The sequence below is a fragment of the Deltaproteobacteria bacterium genome (genome assembly GCA_016874755.1).
In the GTDB taxonomy this organism is placed as follows: domain Bacteria; phylum Desulfobacterota; class Binatia; order UBA9968; family UBA9968; genus DP-20.
On sequence record VGTH01000082.1, the window covers coordinates 1 to 10,609 of the forward strand.

Genomic DNA, 10,609 nt, shown 5'->3' on the forward strand with positions numbered 1-10,609 from the left:
AAGAGCTTCCGCAAACTGAACGCACCACAGCTTGTCGGAAAAGTAGCGCGCGGGACGAAGTATGACAATGGCAAAGAGATGAGGGTCGCCGCCTAGTATCTTTTTACACACCTATTGACAACGGCTCCCTCCATAGAGCACCGAGCAGTGCCGTTATCAAGCTAAGCTTCGTTCAAGATGCTCTCTACGCGCACCCATAGCGCAGCACGATGTATACTGTCAATTGGATTAAGTTGCGTTTTTCGCTTCAGGCCAGACTTGCTGCCCGTTCCATTCGATGGACTAGGTATAGGAAATTCAAACCACCTTTTTTTCTGCCCGGAGACATATCGCTGGACCGGTGAGCGTGTCAATCCTCGGAGCGGTTAGTGAAATTTGCGCTTTTGCCGGGGTCGGCTCTGGCGCCGCAGCGGTCGGAGTCGCGCGAAATGTTCCTTTTCGCGCGACTCGCTCGTACTCAGAGTGAGCCCGTCCGTCGGCTCGCATTGGCAACCGGTTTGCGACTTGTCAGGTCGTTTGGAATAAATCGAATCGCTGCGCCGGCACACGCGGCGGAGCGCGGGTCGGTAGACCGAGATGGGTGAGGATCGTGACGATCACCGGCGGGTCTTCGATGGCAACGATGATCTTCAAATCGCCGCCGCAGTTGGGGCAATGTTTCACGAAGACGGGGACGACATCCGCACGGTGCAGGAACTCCTTGACCACAGCGATGTCAGCACGACGATGATTTACACCCATGTGCTAAATCGAGGCGGTCGCGCCGTGTGCGCACGTCGCTAGTGGGCCGTTGGCGACGGCGTTGTTCGCATGGACCTCAATGTTTGACCTCTGCGTAACCCAAACACCGGTGGTGTACCCCTACATGGGGCCGCTTCTTCGCGTCTCGCCGCGGCTCGATGGTCTGGTCGAGTTTAGGTACATCGACACGCCGCAAGAAGAGAAGCAGTGGGTTCGCGTGGAGAGGCCGGAGCAGGTAGTCTCGCGTTTGCACGCCTTCCTTCGTCAGCTGAAGTGGGTGTCAGAAGACCTACTGCGCCAATGAGCTCTAACCAAGAAGGATTGAGACGACTTCCGAGTCGTTTCAATCCGATGTTCAAGAAGCCCGTGTTCGAGTGACGAGCAAGGGAAACGGTTGTGGTGGGTGGTTGGCGGCTGCGCGGTGAGGATGAAAATCGTGTAGGCGAGTGGGTGCGCAGTAAAGTTGTCGGTCGGCAAAGTTAAGTTACGTTGAGTTTTTCCTCCTCGATTATCCAGCAGAGCAAAATATTCAAACATCATCCAAGAGTTGTGGTCACACCACGGCCTTTGGTTTACCCTGGGCGATGAGCGCAGAAGCACTTTGGGAACAATCGATTTTCGTTTAAAGGGAGTCGGGTTAACCCGAGCGGTGCAATATTTTGATCGGTGCCAGTCGCGAGCGGAACTTGAGCAGGTCACCGCAGCTTGGACACGTACTACGGCACACAGGCGAAAGTTCCACCACCGGCAGATCGAGCGCGAAGCCATAGCTCAGTTCGATCAAGGCACGAATGCGATCGAGTGGGAGCTTGCAATTGGGATTGACAAAACCGTAGTAGCGGATCTTCATGAAACCGGCGGGGAGGAGGTGTTGCAAGAAACGGCGGATAAACTCCATGACATCGAGGGAAAGAGTTCGGGATCGTTCGCTGTGGGGCTTACGATAACGGATCAAGACGATGCGGTCTTGGACAGCGATGACGCGGGAGTTGGAGACGGCGACCCTGAAGACGTAGGGGGCGAGGTATTTGAGAGTGGCTTCGCTGGAGCCCACGGCCTGGCAGTTAACATTCCAGTCGATCTGCCAGACTGCCTTAGGAATCTGATCGAAGCCTTGGGCCTGCTGGATCAAGTCGCGGAACTTGGCGCAAAAGACTTTCGACAGGGCTTTGACGGGCAGGAAGAAATCGATTTTGGAGGGATGCCAGGAGCTATCGCAAGAGCGGATGGCGCCGCCTGCAACAATGTAGTGGATGTGGGGGTGATACTGAAGGGTTCGGCCCCAGGTGTGGAGCACGCCGAAGAAGCCCGGCAGATCGCCGCCGATGTGCTTGGGATCGGCGGCGAGTTTTTTGATTGAATCCGAAGAGGCTTTGAACAGAGCGGAGTAACAAAGGCGCTGGTGTTGGCGGATAAACGAGCGCAGCTGTTGTAGGACGGTAAAAGTGATCAGGAAGTGATGGCCCGGGAGTTGACGTTTGATTTGGGTTTGGAGCCACTGTTGGGATTTGTTGTGCTGGCAGGTGGGGCAGTGGCGATTGCCACAAGAGCAAAAGAACTGTTGGGGCTCGGCGCAACCCTGACACTGGTAGAAAGCAACCCCACAGGCTTCGGTCCGACAGGCCACGATGGCGTCAATGACTTTGCGATGGTTGTTGGGCATAGCGTTGAAGGTACTCGGGACCGAAGGTGGTAAAGATTTCACGCATGGAGGTCATGATCGAGTCCCTCCATGACGTGGTTGATCAACTGGCAGGCATCTTCCTGGCCCTTCTGAGTCAGGTGGAGATAGAGCATGGTGGTTTCCAGACGGGAGTGGCCCATGTAGCGTTGGATGACACGCAGGTTGACGCCGGTTTCGAGGAGATGAGTGGCGTAACAGTGGCGCAGGGTGTGAACGGACACGCCTTTCTTGTTGACACCCGCGGCGCGCTTGGCTTGACGAAAGGCGCCCTGGACGCTGCTCTTGGCCATGGGATGAGCCGACTCGTTGACGCTGGTTCGGGTTCGGCCCAGCGCTGGAAAGATAAGCCTGGGATGTTTGTGAGTACGCCAGTAGGCGCGCCGCAAGGCCAGTGTCGACGGCGGCAATGGGACATAGCGATCTTTGGCACCTTTGCCGCGGTGGACATGGATCATCATGCGCTGACTGTCAATGTCGAAGACTTCGAGGTGGCGAGCTTCATCGAGGCGCAGACCGCAGGAGTAGACCGTGGAAAGATAAACGTAGTTGTGGAAGGTTTTGACCTGAGCCAGAATGCTTCTGACTTCTTCGACACTCAAAACGGCGGGGAGGCGGTGTTCGTTTTGGGCGCGCAGGATGGAGAGGATATGCCAGTCGCGCGCGAGCACGTTGACGTAGAAAAAACGAATACCGCAATAGCAAATGCGCATGGTCTTGGGGGACCAGCGACTGACGTTTTTGCGGTGCAGGAAGTACTCTTGGAGCTCGGGTTCGGAGACCAGGTCGGGAGTTTTGTGATAAAACTCACAGAGCATCCGGACCGCGCGGGTATAGGCTTTCTGAGTGGGCTCTCCTTTCCCGTTGAGCTGCAGGACCGCCATCATGCGTTGATACCAATCGTTCATAAAAGTTCTCCTTCTAAAAAAGATAGGAGTCCTTTATCGAACAATGATGGGACGGTGGAATTGGAAGAATGTCAGGACGGATTAACTGCCGCGCAGCGGCTTACTTGAACCCCTCGCTCAAGCTGACCCGCTACGGCAGGCACTGTAAGCCCGGCCTGTGGCACATGTTGCATCATCACAGTCCGGGCATACAGAGCCTGCCTCCGCGGGCAGCTTAGCTCGAACGTTAGGCCACACTACGCGCCATGACATTCTCGTTCGGTCATTCAGAGCAGGAGCGCATCGCAGTAGAGGTGCATGGCTACGAGCGTGCGCCCGTCGGCGAGTATTATGACGACAACTGGCTGACGGTGACGATTCGAGTGCAGGCTGGAGGATTTCGTGGCAAGGTGTCAGCGACCATCATCACCGGAGAGTTCACCAAGTTCATGTCCGAGCTTCGCCCGCTTCACCAGACCTTGAGTGGCACGGCGGCGTTCACGACGATGGAGGAGCAGTTGAGTTTGCGTCTCGTTGGAGATGGCAAGGGACACATCGAGTTGCGCGGCGAGGTCGCAGACCAGCCGGGCATCGGCAATCGTTTGCATTTCACTTTGCAGTTCGCGTCTAGGCTCCCAGCGGTTTTTTCGATTGCATTGCATCAGACAAATCAGGAATAATGCCGGCAGCTGCCAAGATCCTCTGAATAGACCATACATTCAGCGAGGTGGCTTTCGATGTGCGCGCATAGTGTGATGCCCAACCCAAAGAGAAAAGATCGATCGAGCAAGTAACCCAGAGACCATGACAGGGCTGCCGATCATCGATTTCGCAGGATTCGCCGCTGATGATCCCGCGGGCAAGCGCGAAGTTGCACGGGCGCTTCGCGGCGCGCTCGAAAGCTGCGGCTTCTTCTATCTGCGCAATCACGGCCTGCAAAAATCACAGATCGATGCGGTCTTCGAACAGTCGCAGCGGTTTTTCGCTTCGCCTCAGGGAGTCAAGAATACGGTTCGACCCGAGCGCGCCGGTTCGAGCCGCGGCTACGAAGGAATCGGCTTGCAAGCGCTCGACGAAGGCCAGCCCGGCGACTTGAAAGAAATATATCATTGCGGGCCCGAGCGCGCCGGCGCGCGCCCTACGCTTTGGCCGGTTGGAATGGACTCGTTCAAGTCGGTGTTGCTGTCCTACCAAAAAAGCGCAGGGGAGTGCTGTCAGAGGCTGTTGCGGGCGATTGCGCTCTCATTGACGCTGCCAGAAGACTACTTCGCAGAGTTTTTCGAGGGCGCAGACTCGACGCTGCGTTTGTTGCATTACCCGCCGGTGGTCGCGGCGCCTTTGCTCGGTCAATTACGCGCTGGAGCGCATACGGATTTCGGCGGGATAAGCATGTTGGTGCAGGATGAGTCCGGCGGGCTCGAAGTACAAGTGAGAGATGGCAGCTGGGTTGCTGCGCCGCCGATACCGGATACGGCGATGGTGAATACCGGCGATCTCTTGGAGCGATGGACGAATGGTCTGTTCCGCTCGTCGCCGCACCGTGTGGTGCCATTCGGTGACGCCCCTCCCAATGATCGTTATTCGGTCGTGTTGTTCTATAGTCCCCACCGGGACACGGTGATATCGTGTCTTGAACCCTGTCAGTCGGCGGACAACCCCGCAAAATATCCTCCGGTCACAGCCGGGGAACATGTCCGCGCGCGCGCTCAGGGTAGCCGGCGCGCGACTTACTAATCAACGCTCACCGTCGTTGGGAGGCTTATTCGATGGTCCATTGGAGCGCCGCAGTCGCGACTTTTTTCTATGCCTTGTTCCCGGCCGTTTGTTTTGCCCAGGACGAGCGCAGAATGGTTGAAGTCAAACAGGCTGTATCGACGCCCGACTTTGGCTATTTGCCAACCTATTTGGCGCGGGCTAAAGGTTTTTTCGCGAAAGAGGGGATTGACTTTAAGCTGCTGGTGGTCGGTTCGCGAGTGGCGCTGCCGGCGTTGATGTCGCGGCAGATCGACTTTGCCGTCGCGGGTGGGACCTTAGCGCCAAGTCTGCAGGGGGCGCCGCTCAAGTCGGTATTTTACACGTTCAATAGCTCAACCTTTCAGTTCGTCGTGCGGCCGGAAATCCAAGAGCCCCGCGATCTCAAGGGTAAGACGGTCGTGATATCGACTCCCGGCTCGAGCACGGACGTCGCCACGCGTTTGATGCTCAAGAAAATGGGTTTGGAACCGGGAGTCGATGTCAACCTTTTAACCAGCGCCGATTCCAAAGCGCGGGTGATCGCGATGGAGACGCGGCAGGCGGCGGCTTCGGCAATTAATCCCGACGTTGCGGCACAACTAGTGCCGCGGGGTTTTAACATTCTCATGAGCTCGTCCGACGTGTTCCCCGTGCCCTTCGGCGGCATGTCGGTCCATGAGCAGTTGTTGCGAGACAATCCCGATTTGATCAAGCGTTGGCTGCGGGTGCAGATTCGCGCTTTGTTGCACATTCGACAAAATCCCGACGAGACTGCGCAGATTGCGGCCAAGGAGCTGAAAATCCAACCAGATATTGCGCGAGGCGCATTGCAGCTGCTAATACCGAAGGTGAGCGCTGAAGATCCCGGCGGGTTCACTGAGAAGAGCATGCGGTTCTTGCTCGAATTCGCCGCCGGATCTCTGAAGCTCGATCCGCACAAGATCCAGATCTCTCAGGTGACGAATATCGGGCTGCTGCGCGAGGTGCAGCGCGAAATGGGCATCTATTGTCGCGAAGGCTACCTTTGCAAGTAGAGATCCCGCCGGTAGCGAACCCAGGCACTGAAAGCATGGCAAGAGATTTCCTAATCGGCTGTCAGGCGCACGGCATCACGCATGGTGTGAGCGAATCCGTCGACCGGCAATTCCGGATGATTCGCGATTCCGGCGTGTTCGATTATCTCGATCGACTACCGCCACCGGAGTTAATGGACGAATATATCCGTTGCTCGCAGAAGTATGGCATGCCGATGCACACTGGAACTGCGCATTACGTGCTGGGCCGCGACGATGCCGCGTTTGGTGTCAATATGGCCAACGCCGCGCGCTTGCAATCGACGTATCAAAATATCGTGATTCGCACCTACCATGCCGATGGCCATGCGCTGTCCGACGATGAGGTGGTCGACTGTTACTTGCGGGTTTGGGAGATGGGCGCGCGCCTTGGAGTTCAACCCTCCTTCGAATTGCATGTCGCCACGTGGTCCGAAGACTTTCGCCGCGTCGTCCCCGTGGCCGAGAAGGTGCGCGCGCGAGGTATACGGTTCAACTTTACTCTCGACTACAGTCACTGCGCGTTCAAGATCGACAACCCGGAAGAGCAAGAGCTTTCCAAGATTCGCGAAGATGTTGACGCTGGCTTGGTGGTGCTCGATCCATTCGAGCCCGGCAACCTCTGCGAGCGCTGGCTGGCCATGAATATGATCGTCTATGCGCAGTTCCGGCCGGTGTCACCTAACGGCCCCAAGAATGTTTGGTCGACCGATGCTGCTGGAAAGCCCGGCCGTGGCATCCAATACCCGTTCTTAAAGCCGAAACCCGGCGAATGGCATTCGCCGTGGCAAGCTTGGCGTTTGGAGCCGGCGAAAGAAGCGCTTCGAAAAGTCATGCGCTATCATCTCAGCCACCCTGAGAGCCCGCTGCGCTTCATCAACACCGAAATGATCGACCGCCCGGACTACGGCGATAATGCCAAGTACTCCCTATTTGAACACAACGTCGCCTGTGCGCGGTGGATACGCTCGACATGGAACCATCTCAAAGCCGTTCATGACGCCGGCCTCTCTCTTGAAATCAGCTACTGAGAACGAGCCGGCGGCAAAGCCTTCAAGCCTTGCGGCGGCGCCGTAATCGGCTTCAAAATAGCGGATTCATAATCTGTGCAGCCGTTCTGCGCTCACGATTCCCGGACAATCGTTGATTGGGAGATATTCCGTCGCCGGGCCTCGGCAGCGACCCTAGCTCGAAGTTTCGGTGGGTAATTTCACCGATATCAATTCCATAGATGGATGGTAAAACCCTATGTTACTGATGAGAATGCCTGCGACTGGTTAATCCCACGCCGGCGCTGGCTTGGTTTTGTATCCGCGGTTCCAACCTGCGTGGCTTAGTGCAGCAGGGCGTGGGCCACGACTTCGAAGAGCACGATGCCCAGCGTGACCGCTGACGCGCCGATCACAAAAGCGGTCCGCTGCTTTTCCAACGTCGTCATGGTTATTAGAGCTTCGGGTACTTTTGATTGCGCGCGTAGTTTGCGCGCGTGCCACACCGTGTAGAGGTTGGCCAAGGCTGCCAGGCTGGTCAGGGTTCTTCTTGAGGACAATCAGTGTCAGGGTTGAATATATGCATGTAGATTCAGAAAGGAGCTGAATTTTCCATCCGGCAAATCCTATCGCCCCGCAACCGTTACCTTCAGGAAGTTGAAAATAAGCGAGATCGCTTGATACGATTCGATCGAGACAATAAAAGGGGGCGAAACGATGGCGTTCGATATGCAACCTCTGGCCGGCAGGTTCGGGGTGTCGATTACCGGCGTGGACCTGTCAAAGGAGTTGGACGAGAATTTGTTCAATGAGATTGTCGACACCTTTGTGAATAAGCAGGTGGTGGTTTTTCGCGATCAGCACATCGAGCCGCAGCATCAGCTTGCCTTTAGCCGTCGGTTTGGCCCGCTGGAAATGTTGTATGACGACGATCAGCGCGTGCCGGGCTTTCCGGAGGTGGCGATCCTTTCCAATGAAAAGGTCGACGGCAAATTCATCGGTGTCGTTGCGGCGGGCGATTTTTGGCACTCGGACCAGTCGTACCGGGAAACGCCTTCACTCGCGACTCTGCTCTATGCGCATAAAATACCCAAGCATGGCGGCGATACGGAATTCGCCGACATGCACGGCGCCTACGAGAGCTTGCCCGACTCGATCAAAGCACGGATTGAGGGGCGCAGGGGGATCCATCAGCGCAGCAAATTGGGGAATCCGCGTGTGGCGGTGACGCGAGAGGGGGGCGAAGAGTATTACCAGAGGCAGTCGACGAAGAACGTCCTTCATCCGCTCGTGCGCACCCATCCGGTGACGGGCCGCAAGGGACTTTACCTGTCGCCGCGATTTACCGTCGGCATCGAGGGCATGGACGACGCCGAGGCGCAGCCACTGCTCGACAGCCTATTTGCGCACCTGACTGCGCCCGAGAACGTTTACCGTCACAAGTGGACCCTGGGCGATTTTGTGATGTGGGACAATCGCAGCCTCAATCATCAAGCCTGCGGCGGCTATGCGATGGACGACATCCGGCTGCTGCACCGCACGTCGACAATCGGGGACAAGCCATTCTGATCGCGCTCTGTCGAACGGACACGGAGCATTTAGTGGTGATTTATCCGAGTAACGGTCAAAACAGGATGCCAGACTTTGGTAGTTGGTTTGTGAAACTAAATTCTCATTCTGTTTCCAAGCGGCGCGCGGTTAGCGGCCGTTTGGCGCTTCCGCCGTGCATGAGCGCGAACCGTTTCCACCTGAAACGTTATCCCGCTTTGGCGTTGTAGATGGATGAGGACGGAGAACAAGTTGGCCGCTCTTTTTGTGGGAGGCTGGGGAGTCATAGTTTCCAACTGCATCACGGGCAGTTTCGTGTTAGAAGCTTGCATCGGATATCTTAAAGAACCCGAAATATTAACGGACTCTTTTGCAGTTTCTTGATACCGCAATATCGGAGGTTATGATGAGGTCATTGCGCTTGAGTACGATTGCATTCGTGTTGCTGACATTTGTCCAAGTCGCCGCCGCCATGGAGTGCCAGGTTGAGTCGAGGTTTTCGAGCGAGGGCAGCCTCGGCAGCGTTGTCACAGAAGCCATCCAGCAAACCAAAAGCCGACTGAGCTTAGCCTTGTACGGGTTCGACAACGCCGAAATGGCCGGCGAATTAATCAAGCTCGCCAAAAAAGATATCGCGGTTCGGATAAAAGTGGATCAAAATCGCAGCTCGGGCAAGAAAATCACGGCGCTCGTCGAGCGTTTGCGCGCGGGCGGCGTGCGGGTACATACCGTGGCCGCCAGCGGCCGCAACCATAACAAGTTCGCTGTGATCGACGGCGCCAAGGTGATCACCGGCTCGTATAACTGGACGGTCAAATCAGAGAATAATTGGGAAAACATTTTGATCTTGAACTGCCCCGAGCTGGCGCAAAACTACGAACGGGAATGGGAAAAGATTCACTGAAATACCATGTCGCCCTGGAAAAACTTCCACGCTCTGTGCAAGCTTCGCGTTGCGCTGCTATTTCTATTGTTGACGCCTGCTCCGAAGCCGCATGCCTTGGCCGGAGACGCACCGATAAGGATCATCCCAGGCGCCAATCAAATTACTTTTGTCGATGCCAAAGGCGACAGTGCGAAGACGATCGTTGTCTATACCTACCTTCCCAAGTCGCTGGCTTCCAATACGGCGCGCATCGTGTTCGTCATGCACGGCCATGGCAAAAACGCTAAGGGCATGCGCGATGCCTGGGTTCAACATGCGGATACAAATGGCTGGATGATCGTCGCACCGCTGTTCGACCCGCGCCAGTGGAGCGGCGGCGATTATGCGTACTCAAGCGTCATGACACGCGCCGGCCAGATCCGCGATGAGTCCTTATGGTCCTTCAGCGTCATCGAACATCTCTTCGACGCGATCAAAGAGGCAACCGGCAATCGCAGCGCCGATTACTTTATCTACGGGCACTCCGCAGGAGGCCAGTTCGTCCATCGGCTAGTACTATTATTGGCGGAGAATCGTTGCGCTAGGGCGATCGCGGCCAACTCCGGCTGGTACACCGTGCCACGGTTCGACATCAAGTTCCCTTACGGACTTGGCGGATCACCGGCAACCGAAGCCTCACTGCAAAAAAGCTTCGCGCGAGACTTTACCCTCATGCTCGGTGACCGCGATACCGATCCCAACCACCCTGAGCTGCGTAAGACAGCGAGAGCGATGACGCAGGGGAGCCAGCGCTTCGAGCGCGGTCACAACTTCATGAAAGAAGCGCGACAGCGAGCCACGCAACTAGGCGTCGACATCGCCTGGCAGTTCCAAGTCGTCGCCGGGGCAGCACACGAAAACGAGAAAATGTCGCGCGCCGCGGCGGCGTTACTCATGGCCCGCTGAATCTTAGGCTACAATAGGTGTCTACCATCGGAATTTAGCAGGTAGCGGTAGCGCTGGGAATCAAGTAGAAGAGATTCGACGAGGGTGTGGCTCTTAGGGTCAGTGGCCTGTGTATTCAGGCTCACATAGCCTGAAATGCCGCCCTC

Annotated in this window: 10 protein-coding genes and 1 pseudogene; 8 read left to right on the forward strand and 3 right to left on the reverse strand. The window is 56.4% G+C overall.

Translation table 11 applies throughout. The features are described from left to right. The first annotated feature begins 576 nt into the window (after positions 1–576). Entirely contained in the window at positions 577–783 is a 207-nt protein-coding gene (locus FJ145_26140) for a hypothetical protein (protein ID MBM4264892.1), read from the forward strand. A 595-nt stretch (positions 784–1,378) separates the two neighbouring features. Here FJ145_26140 and FJ145_26145 read toward each other — a convergent pair. Further along, a pseudogene (locus tag FJ145_26145) lies at positions 1,379–2,459 on the reverse strand (transposase). Continuing rightward, positions 2,443–3,330, reverse strand: coding sequence for an integrase (locus FJ145_26150; GenBank protein MBM4264893.1), 888 nt, complete (start codon positions 3,328–3,330; stop codon positions 2,443–2,445). Before FJ145_26150 ends, FJ145_26145 begins: the two are co-directional and overlap by 17 nt. Positions 3,331–3,575: 245 nt before the next feature. Between FJ145_26150 and FJ145_26155 the strand changes: the two genes are divergently transcribed. The 4 genes from FJ145_26155 to FJ145_26170 all read left to right on the forward strand — a co-directional run bounded on the left by FJ145_26155 (position 3,576) and on the right by FJ145_26170 (position 7,126). Next, a complete protein-coding gene (locus FJ145_26155) occupies positions 3,576–3,989 on the forward strand; it encodes a hypothetical protein (protein ID MBM4264894.1) in 414 nt (137 codons plus the stop codon). 124 nt (positions 3,990–4,113) lie between these two features. Further along, entirely contained in the window at positions 4,114–5,043 is a 930-nt protein-coding gene (locus FJ145_26160) for an isopenicillin N synthase family oxygenase (protein MBM4264895.1), read from the forward strand. A gap of 32 nt (positions 5,044–5,075) precedes the next feature. Then, complete coding sequence (locus FJ145_26165; GenBank protein ID MBM4264896.1) at positions 5,076–6,077, forward strand: ABC transporter substrate-binding protein; 1,002 nt, start codon at positions 5,076–5,078, stop codon at positions 6,075–6,077. Between the two features lie 35 nt (positions 6,078–6,112). Next, positions 6,113–7,126, forward strand: a complete 1,014-nt coding sequence (locus tag FJ145_26170; protein ID MBM4264897.1) for a xylose isomerase — start codon at positions 6,113–6,115, stop codon at positions 7,124–7,126. 302 nt (positions 7,127–7,428) lie between these two features. Here the strand turns inward: FJ145_26170 and FJ145_26175 are convergent, their stop codons facing one another. Further along, positions 7,429–7,608, reverse strand: a complete 180-nt coding sequence (locus FJ145_26175) for a hypothetical protein (GenBank protein ID MBM4264898.1) — start codon at positions 7,606–7,608, stop codon at positions 7,429–7,431. A gap of 193 nt (positions 7,609–7,801) precedes the next feature. Here FJ145_26175 and FJ145_26180 point away from each other — a divergent pair, with 193 nt between their 5' ends. The 3 genes from FJ145_26180 to FJ145_26190 all read left to right on the forward strand — a co-directional run bounded on the left by FJ145_26180 (position 7,802) and on the right by FJ145_26190 (position 10,463). Then, complete coding sequence (locus FJ145_26180; GenBank protein MBM4264899.1) at positions 7,802–8,653, forward strand: TauD/TfdA family dioxygenase; 852 nt, start codon at positions 7,802–7,804, stop codon at positions 8,651–8,653. 382 nt (positions 8,654–9,035) lie between these two features. Beyond that, entirely contained in the window at positions 9,036–9,536 is a 501-nt protein-coding gene (locus tag FJ145_26185; GenBank protein ID MBM4264900.1) for a DUF1669 domain-containing protein, read from the forward strand. A gap of 96 nt (positions 9,537–9,632) precedes the next feature. Then, positions 9,633–10,463, forward strand: coding sequence for a hypothetical protein (locus FJ145_26190; protein ID MBM4264901.1), 831 nt, complete (start codon positions 9,633–9,635; stop codon positions 10,461–10,463). The last annotated feature ends 146 nt before the right edge of the window (positions 10,464–10,609 follow it).

What these genes read in the sequence shown, in the direction of transcription:
- FJ145_26165 (MBM4264896.1), top strand. Translation starts at nt 5,076, where the DNA reads ATGGTCCATTGGAGCGCCGCAGTCGCGACTTTTTTCTATGCCTTGTTC.
- FJ145_26150 (MBM4264893.1), bottom strand. Translation starts at nt 3,330, where the DNA reads ATGAACGATTGGTATCAACGCATGATGGCGGTCCTGCAGCTCAACGGG.
- FJ145_26160 (MBM4264895.1), top strand. Translation starts at nt 4,114, where the DNA reads ATGACAGGGCTGCCGATCATCGATTTCGCAGGATTCGCCGCTGATGAT.
- FJ145_26140 (MBM4264892.1), top strand. Translation starts at nt 577, where the DNA reads ATGGGTGAGGATCGTGACGATCACCGGCGGGTCTTCGATGGCAACGAT.
- FJ145_26180 (MBM4264899.1), top strand. Translation starts at nt 7,802, where the DNA reads ATGGCGTTCGATATGCAACCTCTGGCCGGCAGGTTCGGGGTGTCGATT.
- FJ145_26170 (MBM4264897.1), top strand. Translation starts at nt 6,113, where the DNA reads ATGGCAAGAGATTTCCTAATCGGCTGTCAGGCGCACGGCATCACGCAT.
- FJ145_26155 (MBM4264894.1), top strand. Translation starts at nt 3,576, where the DNA reads ATGACATTCTCGTTCGGTCATTCAGAGCAGGAGCGCATCGCAGTAGAG.
- FJ145_26185 (MBM4264900.1), top strand. Translation starts at nt 9,036, where the DNA reads ATGATGAGGTCATTGCGCTTGAGTACGATTGCATTCGTGTTGCTGACA.